Source organism: Streptomyces sp. NPDC031445, from assembly GCF_055581365.1.
Genome location: NZ_JBVIJO010000008.1, coordinates 238,358 through 259,886, shown reverse-complemented (window position 1 = coordinate 259,886; position 21,529 = coordinate 238,358). Strand labels below are relative to the sequence as shown.

The following is a 21,529-nucleotide window of genomic DNA, read 5'->3' as shown; positions in this document are numbered from 1 at the left end:
GGTCACCAGAGACGACCGAATGCAGCAGAAAGCGGAGGACCACGCGAACGTGGTCCTCCGCTTTCATTGGTGGTGCCCGGTGTGGGATTCGAACCCACATGCCCAAAGGGCACGGCATTTTGAGTGCCGCGAGTCTGACCAGTTCCTCCAACCGGGCAAGCTGCTGAGCCGTGGGAAGTGTACCGGTTCCCCGCGCGTCCCCGCAGCTAGGTACCCTGCTGGGAGCAGAGCCCCTGCCCCGTACCAAGGAGCCTCAGTGACCGCCCCCGAGTCGCCCCAGCCCGTAGACGTGCCCGACGACGACAAGTCGCACGTGCCTCCGCTGACGACCCGTGTCGTCATCGCCGAGGACGAGGCCCTGATCCGGCTCGACCTCAAAGAGATGCTGGAGGAGGAGGGGTACACCGTCGTCGGCGAGGCCGGGGACGGTGAGCAGGCCGTCGAGCTGGCCCGCGAGCACAAGCCGGACCTGGTCATCCTGGACGTGAAGATGCCCAAGCTGGACGGCATCTCCGCGGCCGAGAAGATCGCCGGTGAGTCCATCGCGCCGGTCCTGATGCTCACCGCCTTCTCGCAGCGCGACCTCGTCGAGCGTGCCCGGGACGCCGGTGCCATGGCCTACCTGGTCAAGCCGTTCAGCAAGAGCGACGTCGTCCCGGCGATCGAGATGGCCGTCTCCCGGTTCACCGAGCTGAAGCAGCTGGAGAAGGAGGTCGCCGACCTCACCCAGCGGCTGGAGACCCGCAAGCTGGTGGACCGCGCGAAGTCCATCCTCCAGACGGAGTACGGGCTGACCGAGCCGGCCGCGTTCCGCTGGATCCAGAAGACGTCCATGGACCGCCGTATGTCGATGCAGCAGGTCGCGGAGGCGGTCATCGCGGACAGCGAGGAGAAGAAGGCGTCCAAGAAGGACTGAGCCCGTCTCGTACGGCGAAGGCCCGCGCCCCGGAGAAGGGGGCGCGGGCCTTCGCCGTGTCCGAGCGGTCAGTCCTCGCCGAGGTAGGCCTTGCGGACGGATTCGTCGTGCAGGAGGTCCTGTCCCGTGCCGGACAGGACGATGTTGCCGACCTCCATGACGTGTCCCTGGTCGGCGAGGGAGAGCGCGGCCTGGGCGTTCTGTTCGACGAGCAGGATGGTCGTGCCCTGGGCCTTCAGCTCGGCGATGGTCGCCATGATCTTCTGCATCATGATCGGCGACAGGCCCATGGACGGCTCGTCCAGCATCAGCAGCTTGGGCTGGGACATCAGTGCCCTGCCCATGGCGAGCATCTGCTGTTCACCGCCGGAGAGGGTGCCCGCGGCCTGCTTGCGCCGCTCCCCGAGGATGGGGAAGAGGTCGTAGGCGCGCTGGATGTCCTTCTCGATGCCGGGTTTGTCGTTGCGCAGGAAGGCGCCGAGGCGGAGGTTGTCCTCGATGCTCATGCGGGGGAAGATGTGCCGGCCCTCGGGGGAGTGGGCGAGGCCGAGGGAGACCACCTGGTGGGCGGGGACCTTCTTCAGTGACCTGCCGTTGAACTTGATCTGTCCGCCGACGGGCTTGAGCAGTCCGGAGAGGGTGCGCAGGGTGGTGGTCTTGCCGGCGCCGTTGGTGCCGATGAGGGTGACGACCTGACCGGCTTCGACCTTGAAGGAGATGCCCTTGACGGCTTCGATCTTGCCGTAGGCGACCCTGAGGTCCTCGACTTCGAGCAGTGCGGTCATCGGTCGTTCTCCTTGCCGGGCGCGGCGTCGGTCGTGGTGTCGGCGCGTGCGCCGGTGGCCTCGTCCGTAATTCCGGCGTGTGCCTCGGCGTGTGCTTCGGCGGCTTCGACCTCGGCCACTTCGTCGGCGCCGGGTGCGTCCTCGAAGGGTTCGCCGAGGTAGGCCGCGACGACGCGTTCGTCGCCCTGGACGGTGGCGCTGTCGCCTTCGATGAGCTTCTCGCCCTGGACGAGTACGGCGACGCGGTCGCAGAGGTTGAAGATGAAGCGCATGTCGTGCTCGATGACGAGGACGGCGATGCCCATGTCGCGGATGGCGAAGACGAGTTCCTCGGTGGCCCGGGTCTCTTGCGGGTTCATGCCGGCGGTGGGTTCGTCGAGGAGGAGCAGGCCGGGTTCGCTGGCGAGGGCGCGGGCGATCTCGAGTTTGCGCTGTTCGCCGTAGGGGAGGTTGCGGGCGAGGTGGTCGGCCTTGTGGTCGAGGCCGACGAACCGGAGCAGTTCCATGGCCCGGTCCTTGGAGGCCTTCTCGGCCTTGTGGAAGCCGGGGCCGCGCAGGACGGCGGACCAGAAGCCTTCTTTGGTGCGGGTGTGCCGGCCGACGAGCACGTTCTCCAGGACCGTCATGTTGGCGAACAGGCGGATGTTCTGGAAGGTGCGGGCGATGCCGGCCGCGGTGACCTTGAAGGATTTGGGCGGCAGGACGTTGCCTTTGTAGCGGACTTCGCCCTCGGTGGGGACGTACAGGCCGGTGAGGCAGTTGAAGAAGGTGGTTTTTCCTGCGCCGTTGGGGCCGATGAGGCCGACGATCTCGCCGGCGCCGACGGTGAGGTCGACGCCGCGTACGGCGGTGAGGCCGCCGAAGCGCATGGTGACGCCGCGGGCGTCGAGGACGGTCTCGCCGGGCGTGGGGGCGCCGGGGGTGGTGTCCTTGGTGGTGGTGTCGGTGGTCATGGTGGTCAGGCCCCCGCCTTCGTCAGGAGGGTGGGTGCTTCCGCCTCTTCGTGGAATTCGAGCTGGCGGCGCCGGTTGGGGATGAGGCCCTCGGGGCGGAACCGCATCAGCAGGATGAGTGCGACGCCGAAGGCGAAGAGCTGGTAGTTGCCGAGGAACTGGAGTTTGTTGGGGATGAGGAAGAGCAGGGCGGCGCCGATCAGGGGGCCGCTGATGGTGCCCATGCCGCCGAGGACGACCGCGGCGAGCAGGAAGGCGGAGTTGGGCGGGATGGGGCCGGCGAACAGGTATTGCTCGGGGGTCACGGTGTAGGTGACGTGGGCCTGGACGGTGCCGGCGAGTCCGGCGAGGGAGGCGCCGACGGCGAAGGCGATGAGCTTGACGCGGAAGCCGTTGATGCCCATGGCGAGGGCGGCGGTCTCGTCCTCGCGGATGGCGACCCAGGCGCGTCCGATGCGGGAGTTGCCGCTGCGGCGGAAGACCAGGACCACGACGGCGGTGATGATGAGCATCAGGAAGAAGTAGTTGGCGAAGCGGCCGATGGTGAAGCCGGCCATGTCGTGCTGGGCGCCGAAGTCGAAGCCGAGGACGTCGAGGTTGGGGATGGAGGAGATGCCGTTGGAGCCGTTGGTGAGGTCGGGCCCGGAGGTGCCGTCGAGGTTGTTGGCGGTGATGCGGAAGATCTCACCGAAGCCGAGGGTGACGATGGCGAGGTAGTCGCCGCGCAGCCGGAGGGTCGGGGCGCCGATGAGCACGCCGAAGACGAGGGAGGCGGCGGCGCCGACGAGTACGGCGGCCCAGAACGGGAAGTGCACGTCGAAGGGTGAGCTGGGGGAGCCGGAGACCAGGGCCGCGGCGTAGGCGCCGACGCCGAGGAAGGCGACGTATCCGAGGTCGAGGAGGCCGGCGAGGCCGACGACGATGTTCAGGCCGAGGGCGACGGTGGCGAAGATGAGGATGTAGACGCCGAGGGTGGCGTACTGGTCGTTGGTCTGGGTGAAGGGGAACAGCGCGGCTGCGACGAAGGCGCCGCAGGTGGTGATGTTGGTGTGCCGGGAGGCGATCTGCGAGGCGTGGGCGATGAGGCCGGCCTTGTTGAGGGCGGCGAAGCCGAAGCCCGCGGTGATCAGGAAGCCGATGAACAGTTCGTCGTACTCGGTGCCGATGCCGTAGGTGAAGACGACGAGGCCGAGGGTGAGCATCGCGACGATGACGAGGATCTCGGCGTACGAGGGCAGGGTGGGGACGGGCCGGGGGGTGCCGGCGGCGAAGACCGCCTTGGTGGTCTCCCACGTGTGGGCGGCGCCGTGCTTGAACTTCTCCCAGCCGGTGTCGTCGGGGTCGATCGGTTCGGGTTCGGGTCGCTGGAAGGGCAGGGCGAGGGCGCCGGCGAAGGCGGCGAGGCTGCCGAGGGCGACGAGGAAGCCGCCGGGTTCGAGGTTGACGAGTCCGCCGAGCTCGGTGCTGATCGCGAGGACCGTGTACCAGCTGGTGGCGAAGGTGGCGAGGGTGGCGAACCGCAGGGCGGCGTCGGGGCCGGCGGGGGCCAGCCATGCCAGGCCGCGGACGCCGTAGGAGGCGAGTGCGTAGAGGGTGGCGAGGAGGGCGCCGATGAGGACGAGGACCTGGAGGCCGCCCGGGTAGCCGTAGACGGTGAGGTCGCCGGGGAAGTCGGCGGTCCAGGTCCAGGCGAGGAAGGTGGAGACGATCGTCAGCGCGCTGCCGCCGAGGGCGAGGGCGCGGGCGGCCTTCTCGGGCAGGGGGAGCAGGCCGGCCGGGGTGTCGGTCTTGCGGGCGCTGGGTGTGTCGGGTGCGGTGGTCTGTGTGGTCATCGGTCTCACGCCCTGTCCGCGACGCGCTCGCCGAGCAGGCCCTGTGGCCTGAACAGCAGTACGAGGATGAGGAGTACGAAGGCCCAGACGTCGGCCCAGGACTGGCTGCCGAACTTGTCCATGCCGGGGATGTCGGCGATGTAGGCGGTGGCCAGGGTTTCGGCGACGCCGAGGACCACGCCGCCGATCATGGCGCCGTAGATGTTGCCGATGCCGCCGAGGACGGCCGCGGTGAAGGCCTTCAGGCCGAGGATGAAGCCCATCCGGAAGTTGATCTCGCCGTACTTCAGGCCGTAGGCGACGGCTCCGACGGCGGCGAAGGCGGCGCCGAGCGCGAAGGCGATGACGATGATGCGGTCGGTGTTGACGCCCATCAGCTTGGCGGTGTCCGGGTCCTGCGCGGTGGCCTGCATGCCGCGGCCGGTGCGGGTCTTCATCACGAAGTAGGCGAGGACGGCCATGCTGATCGGGGCGGCGACGACGAGGAAGATGTCGCCGGTCTGGATGGTGACGTTGCCGATGTCGAAGGGGCCGCCGGAGATCTGCGGGAAGGTGCGCGCGGACTTCGCCTCGGGGTACCAGGCCCATACGGCTTGCTGGAGTGCCAGCGAGAGGCCGATGGCGGTGATCAGGGGGGCGAGACGCGGGGCGTTGCGGAGTGGCCGGTAGGCGAATCGTTCCGCTCCGACGGCGATGGCGACGGCGACGAGGACGGCGCCGATGATCATGAGCGGCAGCGCGATCCACATGGTGGTGCCGCCGGGGAGCCAGAGCCAGACGGTGAGAGCGCCGAACGCTCCCGTCATGAATATCTCGCCGTGGGCGAAGTTGATGAGCTGGACGATGCCGTAGACCATTGTGTAGCCGATGGCGACCAGCCCGTACATGGATCCTAGTAGCAGGCCGTTGACCAGCTGCTGCGGCAGTTCGTTCACCGCATGTCCTCCGAGCGTTCGGAAAGTGCGAGGGATGTGGCCGGATGCGAGTCCGCGCGGGGCGCCAGTGGAACAGCGCCCCGCGCGGCTCGTGGGGGGTTCGGGCGGGGATCAGCCGGTGTAGGTACCGGACTTGACGGGAGCCCAGGCACCGTTCTTCACGGCGTACACGGTGAGCTGCTTGTTGGTGGCGTCACCGTACTCGTCGAAGGAGACCTTGCCGGTCACACCGTCGAAGGCCACGCCCTGCATGGCCTCGGTGACCTTGGCGCGGGCGTCGGAGGGCAGCTTGCCGCCGTTGGCGTCGACGACCTTCTTCACGGCCTCGATGATCGCCCAGGCGGAGTCGTAGGCGTAACCGCCGTACGCCGAGTACTCCTCCTTGTAGCCGGCGTCCTTGTAGTCGGCGACGAACTGCTTGGCGGAGGGCAGGTCCTCGACCGGGGCGCCGACGGAGGTGGCAAGGTCGCCGGTGGCCTCGGAGCCCGCCAGCTTCATGAAGGTGTCGTCCTTGATGCCGTCACCGCCGACCAGCGGGATCTTGGCGCCGGCGGCCTTGATCTGCTTGCTGAGCGGGCCGGCCTGCGGGTACTCGCCGCCGTAGTAGACGACTTCGGCGCCGGAGTTCTTCACCTTGGTGGCGATCGCGGAGAAGTCCTTGGCGTCGGGGTTGATGTGCTCGGTGCCGACGACCTTGCCGCCGAGCTTCTTGAACTCCGTGGTGAAGGTGGCGGCGAGGCCGGAGCCGTAGGTCTTCTTGTCGTCGATGACGAAGACCTTCTTCTTCTTGGCGGTGTTGAAGACGTACTGGGCGGCGAACGGGCCCTGGATGGCGTCCGTGGTCGCGGTGCGGAAGTACGCCTTGTAGGGGCGGACCTTCTTGTTCTGCCAGTCCGGGCCCTGGGTCAGGGCGGGGCCGGTGTTGGCGGGGGAGACCTGGACGAGCTTGGCGTCGTCGAAGACCTTCTGCATCGACTCGGCGACCGAGGAGTTCAGGGGGCCGACGACGCCGAGGACGTCCTGCTCGGAGACGAACTTCGAGGCGTTCTGCTGGCCGGCGGACGGCTGCGCCTGGTCGTCGAGGGATTCGATCTTGAAGGTGATGCCCTTGACGAGCTTCTGCTTGTTGGCGTTGCGGACGGCGAGGTCCGCGGAGTTCTTGATGCCGAGGCCCATGGCGGACAGGTCGCCGGTCAGGGGGGCGTCGACGCCGATGACGACGGTGCTGCCGCCGTTGCCGGAGTCGGATCCCTTGTCGCCGCTGTCGCGCGAGCCGCAGGCGGTGAGGGTGAGCGCTCCCGCCGCCAGCGCGGCGGTGATGGCGATAAGCGAACGTTGACGCACGATCAGTCCTTTCCCCAGGCACAACCGCCTCCCCGTGGAAGCGGCCGAGTCGCGCGCCGCGCTGAATTGGACAATCCGAAGGCGCGGTGACTGGCCGTGACTCTAAGCGTGTGTGGGGAACGTGGAGGAGTGTCTGACCGAGGCTGTGACGCTCTTGTTATGACACGACGTAATGCAGAGCGGTACGCGGTGGGGTGGAAGGTGGAATTCAGGTGGATTCGCACCGTCCGCATTGTGAGAACCCGCAGGACCCGCCTTGATCGATCCAGGTGTCTCAGCCGTTTTGGTGATTACCTCATTTTGTTGCCGCAGGCTACGTGCAGGGCGCGTGAGAGGTCCTGTGCGTAACGGGGGCCCAGGATGAAGCTCTGTGCCTGTATTGCGCGCGTATTACGCAGAGTTACGTCCAGGAAAGGAAGTCCGGCGTTCTTGGGGACTTTCTCGCATTCCGTGACGTGCATCGTGATCGTGACCTTGCGGGCGGAACCCGACTTCGTCCGAAACGGAGCAGATGGCTCCGCATCCAGGGACAGCCCCGCGTACGGCTGGCTCACCCGGACCACGGTGACCGGCGGCCCCGAGGCCACGCTCAGCAGCACGGCGAAGCTGAAACTGCGCGGCGGGGCGCCCGCGGGAGTGGTCCGGGCGTCCAGGTAGGTCATGTCCACCACCTGGGCGGGGTACGGGACTTGGGCGTGCGCGCGGTCCTCGCGCGGGGGCGGCCGGTGCGGCCTGGTGGCGTACAGACAACCGCCGCCCGCCAGGGCGACGGCCGCGGCGGCGAGTGCGACGGCGATCCGCCGCCGGCGGGCGTACCAGGCGGTCAGGGCGGCGCGTGTCCGGCCGGGCGGACGGGAGTTCCGCGGCCGACGGCCGTCCCACGCGCGCGTGCCCTCGCCGGGCTCCGGCGGGCCGATACCGCTCATGTCCAGGGGCCTTCGCTCGGGGTCCCGTGGCGGTAGCGCGCGGTGCAGGCCGCGCGGGCCTGACGGTTGATCAATCGCTGTGCGGCGTCCGCGCCTTGACGCCGCCGCGCGGAGCGCCCGGCCGTCACGACGTCCATGAGGATCTGGTACTGCCCGTGGGACAGGCCCATCGACTGGTAGTCGCCGTAGGTGTCGTCGGCGAGCATCCTGCGGGCCCAGTAGGTGACGAGCCTGGTGCACAGGTCGGCGTCCGAGGCCGGCCGTGCCGTGGCCGAATCCGTGGCCGTGGCCGAACGCGTGGCGCTGGTGGGGGAGGGAGCGGAGCCGTCCGGTCCGGTGCAGCCCGTCGTGCACAGCAGCGCCGGCAGTGCCAGCCCGAACACCAGGAACCCCACCACCCCCGGCCGGGGGCCTCCTCGCCGTCCCATGTCCCGAAGCTAGAGGGAGGGAGGGCGAGGGGCAACGGTCCGGCGGGGGCCGGGGAGGAACGACCCGGCTCAGCTCGCGGTGGGTTCGGCGGGCGCCGCGTCGCCCGGCCGGACGTCGCGCAGCAGGCAGGTCAGCCGGGCGGTGCAGACGCGGCGGCCCTCCTCGTCGCTGATCACGATCTCGTACGTCGCCGTCGACCGGCCCCGGTGCACCGGCGTGGCCACGCCCGTCACCAGGCCGGAACGGACCCCGCGGTGGTGCGTGCAGTTCAGGTCCACCCCGACCGCGATCTTCGAGACGCCGCCGTGCAGCATGGAGCCGACCGAGCCCAGGGTCTCCGCCAGCACCGCTGAGGCGCCGCCGTGCAGCAGGCCGTACGGCTGGGTGTTGCCCTCCACCGGCATGGTCCCGACGACCTTGTCCGCCGAGGCCTCCAGGATCTGCACGCCCATCCGCGTGCCCAGATGCCCGGCCGAGAACAGGGCGGGCAGGTCCACGCCGAGCGCCGTGTACTCGTCGAGGACCTCCTGCGGGAACTTCACGTGCTGCTGCTCGCCCATGGGCCGGCTCCGTTCGTCGTCCACCTTCTGCTCGCTGAGCAAACGCTCAGTCGGTCGCCGATTGTTCCAGACGGCTCCCGGCGGTGCCGGTGTGCTCCTCCAGCCGTACGACGACGGACTTGCTGGCCGGGGTGTTGCTGGTGTCGGCGGTGGCGTCCAACGGCACCAGCACGTTCGTCTCGGGGTAGTACGCGGCCGCGCACCCCCGGGCCGTCGGATACAGCACGACCCGGAAACCGGGCGCCCGCCGCTCCACCCCGTCCCGCCACTCGCTCACCAGATCGACGTACGACCCCTCGGCGACCCCGAGCGACCGGGCGTCCTCGGGGTGCACCAGCACCACCCGGCGCCCGCCCGTGATGCCCCGGTACCGGTCGTCCAGGCCGTAGATCGTGGTGTTGTACTGGTCGTGCGAGCGCAGGGTCTGCAGCAGCAGCCGGCCCTCGGGCAGCGCCGGGTACTCCACCGGCGCCGCCGTGAAGTTCGCCTTGCCCGTGGCGGTCGGGAAGCGCCGCTCGTCGCGCGGGGCGTGCGGCAGCGCGAAGCCGCCGGGCCGGGACACGCGCGGGTTGAAGTCCTCGAAGCCGGGGATCACGCGCGCGATGCGGTCACGGACGGTCGCGTAGTCCTCGGCGAACTCCTCCCACGGCACGACGCTGCGCTCGCCGAGCACCCGGCGCGCGAGACCGCAGACGATGGCCGGCTCGGAGCGCAGGTGCGGGCTCGCGGGGCGCAGACGCCCGCGCGAGGCGTGCACCATGCCCATGGAGTCCTCGACCGTCACGAACTGCTCGCCGCCGTCCCGCACGTCGCGTTCGGTCCGGCCCAGCGTGGGCAGGATCAGCGCCCGCGCGCCCGTGACCACGTGCGAGCGGTTCAGCTTGGTCGACACGTGCACGGTCAGCCGCGCGCGGCGCATCGCGGCCTCGGTGACCTCCGTGTCGGGCGAGGCGGAGACGAAGTTGCCGCCCATGGCGAAGAAGACCTTCGCCTCGCCGTCGCGCAGCGCGCGGATGGCCCGTACGACGTCGTAGCCGTGCGCGCGCGGCGGCGCGAACCCGAACTCCTTCTCCAGGGCGTCCAGGAACGCCGGCGCGGGCCGTTCGAAGATGCCCATGGTGCGGTCGCCCTGCACGTTGCTGTGCCCGCGCACCGGGCACACGCCCGCCCCCGGGCGGCCGATGTCGCCGCGCAGCAGCAGGAAGTTGACCACCTCGCGGATGGTCGCGACGGAGTGCTTGTGCTGGGTGAGGCCCATGGCCCAGCAGACGATGGTCCGCCGCGAGGCGAGGACCATGCCGAGGGCCCGCTCGATCTCCGCGCGCGTGAGGCCGGTCGCGGTCAGCGTCTCCTCCCAGTCGGCGGCACGCGCGGCCTGCGCGAACTCCTCGAAGCCGTGGGTGTACTCGCGGACGAACTCCTCGTCGACCGCGCCCTCGGTCTCCAGGATCAGCTTGTTGAGCAGCCGGAAGAGGGCCTGGTCGCCGCCGATGCGGATCTGCAGGAACAGGTCGGTGAGGGCGGCGCCCCTGAGGAGGCCCTGCGGGGTCTGGGGGTTCTTGAAGCGCTCCAGGCCCGCCTCGGGCAGCGGGTTGACGCTGATGACCTTCGCGCCGTTCGCCTTGGCCTTCTCCAGCGCGGACAGCATCCGCGGGTGGTTCGTGCCCGGGTTCTGGCCCGCGACGATGATCAGGTCGGCCTTGTACAGGTCCTCCAGCAGGACGCTGCCCTTGCCGATCCCGATGGTCTCGCCGAGCGCCGACCCGGACGACTCGTGGCACATGTTCGAGCAGTCCGGCAGGTTGTTCGTGCCCAGCTCGCGCGCGAAGAGCTGGTACAGGAACGCGGCCTCGTTGCTGGTGCGGCCCGAGGTGTAGAAGACGGCCTCGTCCGGGGAGCCGAGGGCGGCGATCTCCTCGGCGACGATGTCGAAGGCCCGCTCCCAGGAGACCGGCTCGTAGTGCGTGCCGCCCTCGGGGAGGTACATGGGGTGCGTGAGCCGGCCCTGCTGGCCCAGCCAGTAGCCGCTGCGGCCGGACAGGTCCGCCACGGAGTGCGCGGCGAAGAACTCGGGCGTGACCCGGCGCAGGGTGGCCTCCTCGGCCACCGCTTTCGCGCCGTTCTCGCAGAACTCCGCCGTGTGCCGGTGGTCCGGCTCCGGCCAGGCGCAGCCCGGGCAGTCGAAGCCGTCCTTCTGGTTCACGCGCAGCAGCGTCAGCGCGGTGCGCTTCACGCCCATCTGCTGCTGGGCGATGCGCAGCGTGTGCCCGACGGCCGGCAGCCCCGCCGCCGCGTGCCGGGGCTCCGCGACCTGCGGCGCGTCCTGGACCGGATCACCCTTGGGCGGCTTCGTCGCCATCGCACGCTCCCCTTCGACTGCGCGTGACAAGTACGCCGACGATCCTCCCACGACCCGCCGACAACGCCGCCGGACGGACCGGACGCGAGGCGGCGGCATCGCTTGCGGGGGGCCTGCGGCGTTTTCCGCGCAGGCCGAGGTGCGCTCTTGCGCGGGCGCTGCCGCGTCGGCTTGGCGGGCTCTGCGGGGGTGTGCGCGCGGGGCCTGCGGCGTTGGCCGGCGGCGGTTCCAGGGGGGTGTTCGCGTGGGCCGGCGGCTCCCGACGGCGCGGGTCGTACGGCATCGGTTCGCGTCGCAGCGCCCGTTGCACGAGCCGAGGTGCGTTCCTGCGCGGGCCCCACGGCACCCGCTCGCGCCGGCTCCACGGCGTCGTTTGCGCGGGGCGACGGCGCCCGCTTGCGCCTGCCCCACCGCGTGCCCTGCACCCTGCCTCACCCCGTACGCGTGCCCTTCACTCGGCCGCCGCGCCTGCTTCTCGCCTGCCCCGGCGAGCCCTGACGCGCCCGCTTGCTGACCCGCGTCCCACCGCGCCCGTCCGCCCGCGCGCCCCGCCGCGTTCGTCTGCGCGGGTCCTCGTCGCCGTGAGCGACCGGGAGGCGACCGGCTGTGGCCCGCGGGAACCGGCCGGTCCGCGCTGTCAGTGGGTCGTGGCAGGATCGGGGACGTGGCAGAGACAGCATCGAAGCAGACCGACAAGACCCCCGGCGGCTCCCGTCCCCGGCTGATGCTCATGGACGGGCACTCGCTGGCCTACCGCGCGTTCTTCGCGCTGCCCGCGGAGAACTTCACGACCGCGACCGGCCAGCCCACGAACGCGATCTACGGTTTCGCGTCGATGCTGGCCAACACACTGCGTGACGAGGCGCCCACGCACTTCGCGGTGGCCTTCGACGTCTCCCGCAAGACCTGGCGCTCCGAGCGGTTCACCGAGTACAAGGCGAACCGCTCCAAGACCCCGGACGAGTTCAAGGGGCAGGTCGAGCTGATCGGCGAGCTGCTCGACGCGATGCACGCGCACCGCTTCGCCGTCGAGGGCTACGAGGCGGACGACATCATCGCCACCCTCGCCACCCAGGCCGAGGCCGAGGGCTTCGAGGTGCTGATCGTCACCGGCGACCGCGACTCCTTCCAGCTGGTCACCGAGCACACCACCGTGCTCTACCCGACCAAGGGCGTCTCGGAGCTGACCCGGTTCACTCCGGAGAAGGTTTTCGAGAAGTACGGATTGACGCCCGCCCAGTACCCGGACTTCGCGGCGCTGCGCGGCGACCCGTCCGACAACCTCCCCGGCATCCCCGGCGTCGGCGAGAAGACCGCCGCGAAGTGGATCAACCAGTTCGGCTCCTTCGCCGAGCTCGTCGAGCGCGTCGAGGAGGTCAAGGGCAAGGCCGGGCAGAACCTCCGCGACCACCTGGAGTCCGTCAAGCTCAACCGCCTCCTCACCGAGCTGGAACGCCAGGTCGAGCTGGAGAAGACGGTCGCCGACCTGGAGCGGGCCCCGTACGACCGCAAGGCCGTCGCGATGGTCCTGGACACCCTGGAGATCCGCAACCCGTCGCTGCGCGAGCGGCTCTTCGCCGTCGACCCCGGCACGGAGGAGGCCGAGGCCGCCCCGGTCGTCGCCGACGGCGTCGAGATCGACGGCGCGATCCTGCGCACCGGCGAGCTGGCCCCCTGGCTCGCCGAGCACGGCGCCGGGCTGCTGGGCGTCGCCACCGTCGACACCTGGGCGCTGGGCGCCGGCTCGGTCGCCGAGGTCGCCCTCGCCGCGGCCGGGGGAGCGGCGGCCTGGTTCGACCCGTCGGAGCTCGACGAGGCCGACGAGAACGCCTTCGCCGCCTGGCTGGCCGACGCGGCCCGCCCCAAGGTGTTCCACAACGCCAAGGGCGCCATGCGCGTCTTCGCCGAGCACGGCTGGAGCGTCGAGGGCGTGCGCATGGACACCGCGCTCGCCGCCTACCTGGTCAAGCCCGGCCGCCGCTCCTTCGACCTGGACGCGCTGTCGCTGGAGTACCTGCACCGCGAGCTGGCCCCCGCCGCGGCGGCCGACGGCCAGCTGGCCTTCGGCGCGGACGAGGGCGCCGAGGCCGAGGCCCTGATGGTCCAGGCCCGCGCCGTCCTGGACCTCGGCACGGCCTTCGAGGGCCGCCTGGAGGAGGTCGGCGCCGCCGACCTGCTCCGCGACATGGAGCTGCCCACCTCCGCGCTGCTCGCCCGCATGGAGCGCCACGGCATCGCGGCGGACCGGCCGCACCTCGAGGCGATGGAGCAGATGTTCGCGGGCGCCGTGCAGCAGGCCGTGAAGGAGGCGCACGCGGCCGCCGGCCACGAGTTCAACCTGGGCTCGCCCAAGCAGCTCCAGGAGGTCCTCTTCGGCGAGCTGGCGCTGCCCAAGACGAAGAAGACCAAGACCGGCTACACCACGGACGCCGACGCCCTGGCCTGGCTCGCCGGCCAGACCGACAACGAACTGCCCGTGATCATGCTCCGGCACCGCGAGCAGGCCAAGCTGCGGGTCACCGTCGAGGGCCTGATCAAGACCATCGCGGGTGACGGCCGTATCCACACCACGTTCAACCAGACGGTGGCCGCGACCGGGCGCCTCTCCTCCACCGACCCCAACCTCCAGAACATCCCCGTCCGCACGGACGAGGGCCGGGCGATCCGCCGGGGCTTCGTGGTCGGCGAGGGCTTCGAGTCCCTGATGACCGCCGACTACAGCCAGATCGAGCTGCGCGTCATGGCCCACCTCTCCGAGGACGCGGGCCTGATCCGGGCGTTCACCTCCGGTGAGGACCTGCACACCACGGCCGCCTCCCAGGTGTTCGGCGTCGAGCCGGGCGCGGTCGACGCGGAGATGCGCCGCAAGATCAAGGCGATGTCGTACGGCCTGGCCTACGGCCTGTCCGCGTTCGGCCTCTCCCAGCAGCTGAACATCGAGGCGGCCGAGGCCCGCGCCCTGATGGACGCGTACTTCGAGCGCTTCGGGGGCGTGCGGGACTATCTGCGCCGGGCGGTCGACGAGGCCCGGGCGACCGGCTACACGGCGACGCTCTTCGGACGCCGCCGCTACCTCCCCGACCTCAACAGCGACAACCGCCAGCGCCGCGAGGCGGCCGAGCGGATGGCCCTCAACGCGCCGATCCAGGGCACGGCGGCGGACATCGTGAAGTTCGCCATGCTCAAGGTGGACAGCGCGCTGCGGGAGGCGGACCTCAGGTCGCGCATGCTCCTCCAGGTCCACGACGAGATCGTGCTGGAGATCGCCCCCGGCGAGCGGGCGGCGGCGGAGGAGATCGTCCGCCGCGAGATGGCGGGCGCCGTCCAGCTCCGGGCCCCGCTGGACGTCTCCGTGGGCGTCGGCCCGGACTGGGAGTCGGCGGCCCACTAGCCGACGGCGCGTGGGGGGTGACCGAAGCGAGGCGGGCGTCGCGGGCCAAGACCGACCCGACAGCTCCGCCACGACGGCGATCACCCCCCTCGACGCGGCCTGGCGGTCCCTCCTCGACGCGGCCTGGCGGTCCCTCCTCGACGCGGCCTGGCGGTCCCTCCTCCACGCGGCCTGGCGGTCCCTCCTCTACGCGGCCCGGCGTCGCCCCCACGACGGGGCTCAGCGTCCTCCACGCGGCTCGGCGGTCCCTCCTCCACGCGGCCCGGCGTCGCCGGCCCCACGTCACGGCCCGGCGTTGCCGCCCCTGCGAGGCAGTCCGGCGGCCTCCACGATGCGGCCGGGCGTTGCCGCTTCCACGAGGCAGCCTCGGCGGTCCCCACGTCGCCCCCGGCGTTGCCGCTTCCACGAGGCAGTCCGGTGGCCCCCACGATGCGGCCCGGCGTTGCCGTCCCCGCGAGGCAGTCCGGCGGCCCCCACGATGCGGCCCGGCGTTGCCGTCCCCGCGAGGCAGTCCGGCGGCCTCCACGATGCGGCCCGGCGTTACCGCTTCCGCGAGAGAGTCCGGCGGCCTCCACGTCACGCCCCGGCGTTGCCGCCCCCGCGAGAGAGTCGGGCGGCCTCCACGATGCGGCCCGGCGTTACCGCTTCGGCGAGAGAGTCCGGCGGCCTCCACGATGCGGCCCGGCGTTACCGCTTCGGCGAGAGAGTCGGGCGGCCTCCACGATGCGGCCCGGCGTTACCGCTTCCGCGAGAGAGTCCGGCGGCCTCCACATCACGCCCCGGCGTTGCCGTCCCCGCGAGGCAGTCCGGCGGCCCCCCACAACGCAGCCCGGCGGCCTCTCACCGCACAGCCCGGCGCCCCCCGCCACGCGCCCCGACGGCGCCACCCCTGCCGTCCCGGCCGCCTCGCCCCGCTCTCACCGACCCACCCGGGCTCGAACACCCGGCCGATCCCCCAGAGGGATCCGTCACAACCCGAACGGACCCCGCCAGAACGCCTCCCACCCTCCGCAGCCGCAACACTGCGGGCATGGGTATACGCATGCTTCACCGCCGGACGCCCGAGGCATCTGCCGGGGTCTGGGCGGACACCGCCTCGACGCAGGCCGTGCCCGCCGCGCCGGTGCCGGTCCTCGCGGCCGACGCAAGCACCGCCCGCATCCCGGCCGACCTGGCCACGACCGTCCGCAACGTCCCCAAGGACCTCCGGCGCAGGATCGCCGGCCGCGCGGCCCGCACCGCCGACTGGCGTCAGTGGGCCTACCTGGCCCGCGGCTATGCCGCCCTCGTCCTCACCCTGATCCCGAGATCACGCCCCCGGCCGACGCTCACGGTCTTCGTCGCCTCCGTCACCGAGCGACCGGCCGCCCCCGGCCCGCACCGACCACCCCACCGGGATCCCCTGGACCCCCGGGGGGACCGGCGGCCGGACGCCAGACCCTGACGCCGACGGCGTACAGCAGCAACCCCACGACCAGTCCGGCGCCCACCCCGAAGCACAGGGTGGGCACCAGCTCCCACGGTCCCGCGGCCGTACCCCGTCGCTCCCACCACCCCGCCGAGCGCTGCACCGCCCCGGCCAGCGCGCAGCCGCCGATCAGCGTGAGCGCCCGGCACCGGTCCCGCACGGACAGCACCGGCACCCCCGCCGGCACCCCGTCCGGCGCCCGCCGCAGCGCGCGTACCACGAACACGGTGATCACCACGGCAGCCGCCGCCGACGAGCCGTACTGGAGCCACGTGAACAGCGGCACGCCCGCGGGACGGTCCCGCCCGATGGCCGGAACCAGCCGTGTGCCCCACCGGTCGTGATGCGTGAACGCGTCCCACACCACATGGGTGAGCGCGCCGAGGACCGCGGAGGCATACCACCACCCCGTCGACCCGGCCCGTACCCGCGCGCGGGGGGCACCGCAGCGCAGCAGGGCGGCCGGCCGGCCCTGCCGGGCCCGTGGCAGCAGCGCGGGCAGCGGCTCCCGCACCAGCAGCCACAGCCCCGCCAGGGCCCAGGCGATGAGCACGTCGACGGTGAGGACGCCGGCGAACGCGTGCGTGACCGCGCCGAACTCCATGCCGCCCGGCAGCACACCGGCCGCGTAGTAGGGCATGTCGGGTGCGAAGGAGCCGGCGAGGAGCACCGCCGGCACCAGTGGGCCACGGCCGCTGCCGTCCCGGCGGATCGCGGGCAGCACGGCCGCCGCGTGACTGAGCGTGAACGGCACCGGAGCCCCCTGGAGCGGTCGGCGCCCCGGAACCGGGCGCCGGTGATCAGGTCAGCCCAGTATGCGTGACCGCCGCCCGGGGCGGGGCGGGCAACGACAGTTGGCCAACCGGTGAAATCCGGGCGTGAACCGGTGCAGGTTCCAAGCAACTTGTCGTAGGGTCACCTGCGTCGCCGTGCGGGCGCACGGCCGTACACCCGTCGCACGGAGGGAAGGGCGGAACAGGCGCAACCACAGCACCGGGTCAACCGTCACACCAGAGCGAGGCAGACAGAAGGAGACGGACGCACGGGCGTCCAAGGGGAGGGGTTCACTCTATGGCGGCGCATTTCGGCAGGCGGCTGCGCAAGGGAGCGGCGACCACCGCCGTGGCCGCGGCGGCGGTCGCGGCTCTCTCCGCGTCCCAGGCTCCGGGAGTGACTCACGAGGACGAGGGCAGACAGACGGCGGCCGGGGCCAGCGCCCCCGCCACGGACGGGGCCGCAGTCGGCGACGCCACCGGCAACTCGCCGTACTACACGGACCTGCCGCCCCTGAAGAGCCCCAACCCCAGTCCCTCGTCGAGCGCCGGCACCCCCGTCTCCCGCGGCGCGGCCGAGGCGGGCATCCCGGCGACGGTCCTCGACGCCTACAAGAAGGCCGAGGCGGAACTGCGCTCCGCCAAGCCCGGCTGCAACCTCCCCTGGCAACTGCTCGCCGCCATCGGCAAGGTGGAGTCCGGGCACGCCCGCGGCGGCCGGGTCGACGCCGACGGCACCACCGTGGGCCGCATCCTGGGCCCGCAGCTCGACGGCAACGGCTTCGCGCTCATCCCGGACACCGACGGCGGCGCGTACGACGGCAACAGCGCCTACGACCAGGCCGTCGGGCCCATGCAGTTCATCCCGTCCACCTGGGCCTGGGCGGGCCGCGACGGCAACGGGGACGGCAAGAAGGACCCCAACAACGTCTACGACGCCGCGCTCGCCGCGGGCCACTACCTGTGCCGCAACGACTGGGACATGTCGACCGAGAGCGGCCTGCACAGCGCGATCCTCAGCTACAACAACTCGCAGGACTACCTCGGCCTGGTCCTGAACTGGCTGGAGTTCTACCGCAAGGGCAGCCACTCCGTCCCCGACGGCACCGGCGGCATCCCCGAGCACCGCAGCGACGACGACTCCGGCGGTACGCACTCCCCGAAGCCCTCGGACCCGCCGAGGACCAAGCCGGACACGAAGCCCCACAAGCCCGGCGGCGACGGCGGCAGCGACCACGGCGGCAGCGGGAGCCCCGACCCCGGGTCGCCGACGCCGCCCGCCCCGCCCACTCCGCCCGCCCCGCCGACGCCGCCCGCTCCGCCGACGGACCCGCAGACGCCCACCGATCTGGTGGACCACCTGGTGGGCGTGGGCACCGGAAAGCTCAGCGCCATGGCCGGTGACGCCTTCGCCGAGCCGGTCAGCGTCCGTGCCGAGACCAAGGGCGGCAAGTCCGTCGCCAAGATCAGGATCCGGTTCACCATCACCGGTGACACCGACGCCGCCTTCGCCGGCGGCGAGACCGTGGCCACGGTCGCCACCGACGCCAAGGGCATCGCGCTCGCCCCGGCGCTCCAGGCCGGCGAGAAGACCGGCGACTTCAAGGTCACCGCCGCCGTCGTGGGCCGTTCCGTCAAGGGCGTCGACTTCGCGGCGACCGTCACCGCGCGCGCCGCCGACACCCTGGCCCGCACCGACGACACCCCGCTGAGCTGCACGCCGGGCGGCGAGTTCGCCGACCAGGTCCAGGTGAAGGCGACGTACAAGGGCGCCGTCGCGGACAAGGTCGCGGCCACCGCCACGCTGGTCACGTCGGCGGACGACGCCACGGAGAACGACAAGGGCCCCTACTTCAAGGACGCCGACGGCAAGCCCGTACGCACCCTCACCGGCCTCCTGACCGACGACAAGGGCCTGCTCACCCTGCCGAAGCTGTACGCCGACGACACCGCCGGCACGTTCCTGCTCCGCATCACCACCACGGGCGGCGCCACGCTCACGGTCGAACTGAAGGTCGCCGCCGCCGGCTCCCCGGCGAGCCCGGACCCGAGCGCGCCCGCCTCCTGACGCGCGGCGCCGTACAGGGCGCCCGTCCCGCTCCGGCGGACGGGCGCCCTCCTTCGTGTGCGCGGGCGGGACCGGTCGCGGCGGCGACCAGGACGCGCATGGGGGTGCCCCGGCGGACGGTCGGTTCCCGACGGGCCCCTGCTGGAACTTGATGGGTCGTCACGTCGTCCGGCACCGGGGCGACGGGCGGGCGAGACGAGGACAGCGGTCAGTGCCTGAGCCGCGCGGTCGTGTGCCGTGTGGGCTCGGCGGTCGCGGGGTCCTCCGGCCACGGGTGCTTGGGGTACCGCCCGCGCAGCTCCGCGCGGACGGCCCGGTAGCCGTCCGCCCAGAAGGAGGCGAGGTCGGCCGTCACGGCGGCGGGCCGCCCGGCGGGCGAGAGCAGGTGCACGAGCAGCGGCACGCCCGCGACGGCCGGCGTCTCCCGCAGCCCGAACATCTCCTGGAGCTTGACGGCGAGGACCGGGCGTTCGGGATCCCGGTAGTCGATCCGGACCCGGGATCCGCTCGGTACGGCGATCCGCTCGGGTGCGAGCTCGTCGAGCCGGGCGGCCTGACTGCTCGCCCAGGGCAGTAGCCGCGCGAGTGCCTGTCCGGCGTCGATCCGGGCGAGATCGGAGCGCCGCCGGGCCCGGCTCAGCTCGGGTTCCAGCCACTCGTCCACGCGCGCGTGCAGCGCGGCGTCGGACACGTCCGGCCACGGCTCACCCAGGTGCGCCCGCAGGAACGCCAGCCGCTGCCGCAGCAGCTCCGCCTGCGGCGGCCAGCGGAGCAGCCCGAGCCCGTCCTGCCGGAGCCCGTCGAGCAGGGCGCCGCGTACGAGAGCCGGACCGGGGTCCTTCAGGGGCCGTACGGCCAGTTCGATCGCCCCCAGCCGTTCGACGTGCCGGGCCACGACGTCCCCGTCGGCCCAGCGCACCTCGTCCCCCTCCGTCCGCAGCGCGCCGGCGGCGGCCCGCGCCACGTCCTCGTCCACGGCCGCGCCGAGCAGCACGCGCGCGTGGCCCGTGCCGGAGGGCCGGTCGGCGACGGCCACGACGATCCAGGGGGCACCGCGCAGCGCCGATCCCCCGGCCGTTTCCGCCCGCGTCCCGGACGCCATGAGGTAGGACCCGCCGTCGAGCCTGGCGACCCGCTCGGGAAAGGCCAGGGCGACGACGAGCCCGGCGAGCCGGTCGTCACCGGTGCCCGGTCCGACCTGGACGGCGCCTTCCCGCCGGCCGTCACGGGCCGGGCCGGAGAACTCCTCCGAGACGCCCCGCAGCCGCCGGACCTCCGCCGACCACCGTGCGGCGTACGCGTCACCCCCGCGCCGGGCACGGCGCAGCGCACCGGCGAGATCGTCGCCGTACTCGCGGGGCACCTCCTCGGAGAGCAGGGCGACCACCTCGGCCCCTCGACCGCCCGTGTCCAGCAAGGCCCGCCCCAGCCGCGGGTGCACCCCCAGCCGGGCCATCCGCGCGCCGGCCTCCGTGGCCCGCCCGACGCGGTCCACCGCCCCCACCGCCGCCAGGGCCGAGCGCGCCGCGGCCATCGCCCCGCCGGGCGGCGCATCCAGCAACGCCAGCCCGGAGGCGTCCGGATCGCCCCAGCAAGCCGCCTGGAGGGCGAACGCGGTCAGGTCGGCCACCTTGATCTCCGGCGCCGGAAAAGCCGGCAGGCGGCCGTCCTCGGCCTCCGCCCAGCACCGGTACACCGCGCCCGGCGCCTCACGCCCGGCCCGCCCCGCCCGCTGCCGGCCCGCCGCCCGCGACGCCCGCACGGTCGTCAGTCCGCTCAGCCCGCGCGCGTGGTCCACCCGTGGTTCCCGCGCCAGCCCGGAGTCGACCACCACCCGTACCCCCGGCACGGTCAGCGACGACTCGGCCACGGACGTCGCCAGCACCACCCGGCGCCGCTCCCCGGGCGCCAGCACCGCGTCCTGCGCGGCGGCCGGCGCCCGCCCGTGCACCTGGAGCACGTCCACGTCACCGAGATCCCCCAGCAGGCCCGCCACGCGCGCGATCTCGCCGACGCCGGGCAGGAAGCACAGCACGTCCCCGGCCCGCTCGGCCAGCGCCCGCCGCACCACCGACGCCACATGGGCCAGCAGCGCCGGATCCACCCGCATCCCGTTCGGCGGCCGGACCGGACGCGCCGGGGGAGCCCACACGACCTCCACCGGATGCGCCACGCCCGCCGCCTCGACCACCGGCGCCCCGCCGAGCAGCCGCGCCCACCCCTCGGCGTCCGTGGTCGCCGACGCGGCCACCAGCCGCAGCTCCGGCCGCAGCGCCTGCCGCACGTCCCACAGGAACGCGGCCGCCGTGTCCGCGTCCAGGTGCCGCTCGTGGCACTCGTCGAGGACGACGACGTCCACCCCGGCCAGCTCCTGGTCACGCTGGAGCCGCTGCAGCAGGACACCGGTCGTCACGACCTCCACGCGCGTGTGCCGCCCCACGGCCCGCTCGCCGCGCACCGTGAAGCCGACGCTCCCGCCGGGCTTCTCGCCCAGCAGCCACGCCATGCGCCGCGCCGCCGCCCGCGCCGCGATCCGCCGCGGCTCGGCCACCACGACCCGCCGCGCGGGACCGCCGCCGACGAGCCCCGCCAGCACCAGCGGCACCAGCGTCGTCTTGCCGGTGCCGGGCGGTGCCACGAGGACGGCGGTGCCGTGCCCGTCCAGGGCCTCGGCCAGGGCAGGGAGGGCGCCGCGCACGGGCAGGGCGTCCAGGGCGTCGTAACGGATCACGCCCCTAGTGTCGTACGGGGCCCCGGACGGCCGGCACGCGCGTGTGTACCGGCCGGTGC

15 protein-coding genes and 1 tRNA gene are annotated in these 21,529 nt (G+C 72.5%); 4 read left to right on the top strand and 12 right to left on the bottom strand.

The genetic code is table 11. The features are described from left to right. Positions 1-70 precede the first annotated feature (70 nt). A tRNA-Leu gene (locus ACZ5DC_RS22545) sits at positions 71-157 on the bottom strand. A gap of 99 nt (positions 158-256) precedes the next feature. On the opposite strand from ACZ5DC_RS22545, the gene ACZ5DC_RS22540 reads away from it, so the two are divergent. Beyond that, the gene (locus tag ACZ5DC_RS22540) at positions 257-916 is read left to right on the top strand and encodes an ANTAR domain-containing response regulator (RefSeq protein WP_468655296.1); all 660 of its coding nucleotides are present in this window, start codon (positions 257-259) and stop codon (positions 914-916) included. 68 nt (positions 917-984) lie between these two features. Here ACZ5DC_RS22540 and ACZ5DC_RS22535 read toward each other — a convergent pair whose 3' ends face one another. The 9 genes from ACZ5DC_RS22535 to ACZ5DC_RS22495 form a co-directional block, all read right to left on the bottom strand. Further along, complete coding sequence (locus ACZ5DC_RS22535) at positions 985-1,701, bottom strand: ABC transporter ATP-binding protein (protein WP_366751369.1); 717 nt, start codon at positions 1,699-1,701, stop codon at positions 985-987. Then, positions 1,698-2,654 carry an ABC transporter ATP-binding protein gene (locus ACZ5DC_RS22530; RefSeq protein ID WP_468655294.1) on the bottom strand — a complete coding sequence of 319 codons (957 nt, stop codon included), beginning with the start codon at positions 2,652-2,654 and terminating at the stop codon, positions 1,698-1,700. Before ACZ5DC_RS22530 ends, ACZ5DC_RS22535 begins: the two co-directional genes overlap by 4 nt. Positions 2,655-2,659: 5 nt before the next feature. Beyond that, a complete protein-coding gene (locus ACZ5DC_RS22525; protein ID WP_468655292.1) occupies positions 2,660-4,486 on the bottom strand; it encodes a branched-chain amino acid ABC transporter permease in 1,827 nt (608 codons plus the stop codon). A gap of 5 nt (positions 4,487-4,491) precedes the next feature. Beyond that, entirely contained in the window at positions 4,492-5,421 is a 930-nt protein-coding gene (locus ACZ5DC_RS22520) for a branched-chain amino acid ABC transporter permease (protein WP_468655290.1), read from the bottom strand. 111 nt (positions 5,422-5,532) lie between these two features. Continuing rightward, positions 5,533-6,765: a branched-chain amino acid ABC transporter substrate-binding protein gene (locus ACZ5DC_RS22515; protein WP_468655288.1), complete on the bottom strand. Its 1,233-nt coding sequence runs from the start codon at positions 6,763-6,765 to the stop codon at positions 5,533-5,535. 290 nt (positions 6,766-7,055) lie between these two features. Next, entirely contained in the window at positions 7,056-7,691 is a 636-nt protein-coding gene (locus ACZ5DC_RS22510; RefSeq protein ID WP_468655286.1) for a Tat pathway signal sequence domain protein, read from the bottom strand. Further along, the gene (locus ACZ5DC_RS22505; RefSeq protein WP_468655284.1) at positions 7,688-8,119 is read right to left on the bottom strand and encodes a hypothetical protein; all 432 of its coding nucleotides are present in this window, start codon (positions 8,117-8,119) and stop codon (positions 7,688-7,690) included. Before ACZ5DC_RS22505 ends, ACZ5DC_RS22510 begins: the two co-directional genes overlap by 4 nt. A gap of 69 nt (positions 8,120-8,188) precedes the next feature. Continuing rightward, positions 8,189-8,680 (bottom strand): hotdog fold thioesterase, encoded by a 492-nt coding sequence (locus tag ACZ5DC_RS22500; protein ID WP_366751362.1) that lies wholly within the window; start codon positions 8,678-8,680, stop codon positions 8,189-8,191. Positions 8,681-8,726: 46 nt separating this feature from the next. Further along, complete coding sequence (locus tag ACZ5DC_RS22495; RefSeq protein ID WP_468655282.1) at positions 8,727-11,039, bottom strand: FdhF/YdeP family oxidoreductase; 2,313 nt, start codon at positions 11,037-11,039, stop codon at positions 8,727-8,729. Positions 11,040-11,703: 664 nt separating this feature from the next. Between ACZ5DC_RS22495 and polA the strand changes: the two genes are divergently transcribed. Then, positions 11,704-14,430 (top strand): DNA polymerase I, encoded by a 2,727-nt coding sequence (gene polA / locus ACZ5DC_RS22490; RefSeq protein WP_468655280.1) that lies wholly within the window; start codon positions 11,704-11,706, stop codon positions 14,428-14,430. A gap of 1,030 nt (positions 14,431-15,460) precedes the next feature. Further along, positions 15,461-15,874 (top strand): hypothetical protein, encoded by a 414-nt coding sequence (locus tag ACZ5DC_RS22485; protein ID WP_468655278.1) that lies wholly within the window; start codon positions 15,461-15,463, stop codon positions 15,872-15,874. Here the strand turns inward: ACZ5DC_RS22485 and ACZ5DC_RS22480 are convergent. Next, on the bottom strand, positions 15,780-16,652 hold the full coding sequence (locus ACZ5DC_RS22480) for a DUF4184 family protein (protein ID WP_468655276.1): 873 nt from the start codon (positions 16,650-16,652) through the stop codon (positions 15,780-15,782). The genes ACZ5DC_RS22485 and ACZ5DC_RS22480 overlap by 95 nt on opposite strands. Before the next feature lie 317 nt (positions 16,653-16,969). Between ACZ5DC_RS22480 and ACZ5DC_RS22475 the strand changes: the two genes are divergently transcribed. Then, the gene (locus tag ACZ5DC_RS22475; protein ID WP_468655274.1) at positions 16,970-18,739 is read left to right on the top strand and encodes a lytic transglycosylase domain-containing protein; all 1,770 of its coding nucleotides are present in this window, start codon (positions 16,970-16,972) and stop codon (positions 18,737-18,739) included. Positions 18,740-18,947: 208 nt separating this feature from the next. Here ACZ5DC_RS22475 and hrpB read toward each other — a convergent pair whose 3' ends face one another. Continuing rightward, positions 18,948-21,470, bottom strand: a complete 2,523-nt coding sequence (gene hrpB, locus ACZ5DC_RS22470) for an ATP-dependent helicase HrpB (protein ID WP_468655272.1) — start codon at positions 21,468-21,470, stop codon at positions 18,948-18,950. Positions 21,471-21,529: the final 59 nt, after the last annotated feature.

Bases quoted from the DNA above. Each gene is read 5' to 3' on its own strand.
- ACZ5DC_RS22535 (WP_366751369.1), bottom strand. From the start codon at position 1,701: ATGACCGCACTGCTCGAAGTCGAGGACCTCAGGGTCGCCTACGGCAAG.
- ACZ5DC_RS22530 (WP_468655294.1), bottom strand. From the start codon at position 2,654: ATGACCACCGACACCACCACCAAGGACACCACCCCCGGCGCCCCCACG.
- ACZ5DC_RS22525 (WP_468655292.1), bottom strand. From the start codon at position 4,486: ATGACCACACAGACCACCGCACCCGACACACCCAGCGCCCGCAAGACC.
- ACZ5DC_RS22510 (WP_468655286.1), bottom strand. From the start codon at position 7,691: ATGAGCGGTATCGGCCCGCCGGAGCCCGGCGAGGGCACGCGCGCGTGG.
- ACZ5DC_RS22505 (WP_468655284.1), bottom strand. From the start codon at position 8,119: ATGGGACGGCGAGGAGGCCCCCGGCCGGGGGTGGTGGGGTTCCTGGTG.
- ACZ5DC_RS22500 (WP_366751362.1), bottom strand. From the start codon at position 8,680: ATGGGCGAGCAGCAGCACGTGAAGTTCCCGCAGGAGGTCCTCGACGAG.
- ACZ5DC_RS22495 (WP_468655282.1), bottom strand. From the start codon at position 11,039: ATGGCGACGAAGCCGCCCAAGGGTGATCCGGTCCAGGACGCGCCGCAG.
- ACZ5DC_RS22485 (WP_468655278.1), top strand. From the start codon at position 15,461: ATGGGTATACGCATGCTTCACCGCCGGACGCCCGAGGCATCTGCCGGG.
- ACZ5DC_RS22475 (WP_468655274.1), top strand. From the start codon at position 16,970: ATGGCGGCGCATTTCGGCAGGCGGCTGCGCAAGGGAGCGGCGACCACC.